Here is a 781-nt window from a genome sequence, read left to right on the forward strand (position 1 = left end):
TTTTCCACACATCCCTCTATCGCATATTGAATACATGGTTGTGCTGCAGGCACCAGCTCTTTCGAGAACTGCTGAGTAAAACTCTTAGATTGAGAGAGAAATGGGTAAGATAGGATTAACTGCTGACCCAGACCAATCGCATCATCTTTTGCTCCAGATGCGACATAGTGTTCAAACGCTCCCAACGCCGCATTTTGAACTAGGCTTTCCCACTCGCTATTACGTTGAGATGGACGAATATCTTCCGCATGCGCTAATAGCTCGTTCCAATTTTTAGAGCTGTTCAATGCCTTTAAGTCGTCCATGGTGTAACGAGCTTCTTCACCGACCACAGCAAAGCTGACGGACACCATGAATAACGACAATAACGTTTTCTTCATCGTGTTAGTTCCATGCCTGCTTAAGGTACTTCAACGTTGAAGAGTCGTACGCCGCATTTGGATTCAAGGCAACTTTGAGTACGCTACCACCTTCATCTAACGCGAAACCTGCTTTTTTCGCATTCACTGAATCTTGACCTACGAATTGGATTTTTTGAACTTTTTGAAACTCTTCTTTATACAAAGCTGCGTGCTCAGTTGTCGTGCACAACTTCACCATATCATCATAGATGTAGTTAATAAGGCCACCTAACCAACCTGTGGTTTTTACTTTATCAAGTCGAGCTTCAGAAAAATCATAATTATCCCACTGAGCCCAATCGATATTGGTTTCTAGTACTTCATTACCACAAGCCTGCTGCACCTTGGTTACATTTTCTGTCATGGTATTTTCTGTCAAC

At 42.6% G+C, this 781-nt stretch carries 1 protein-coding gene and 1 pseudogene; both read right to left on the reverse strand.

Features of this window, described 5'->3' with window-relative positions:
• A pseudogene (locus R8N49_RS26525) lies at positions 1-380 on the reverse strand (hypothetical protein); the annotation flags it as partial.
• Positions 381-384: 4 nt separating this feature from the next.
• Positions 385-781 (reverse strand): hypothetical protein (locus tag R8N49_RS26530; RefSeq protein WP_318190370.1); only part of this gene is annotated, 397 nt, incomplete at its 5' end.

It is taken from the genome of Vibrio sp. 1978 (assembly GCF_033344345.1).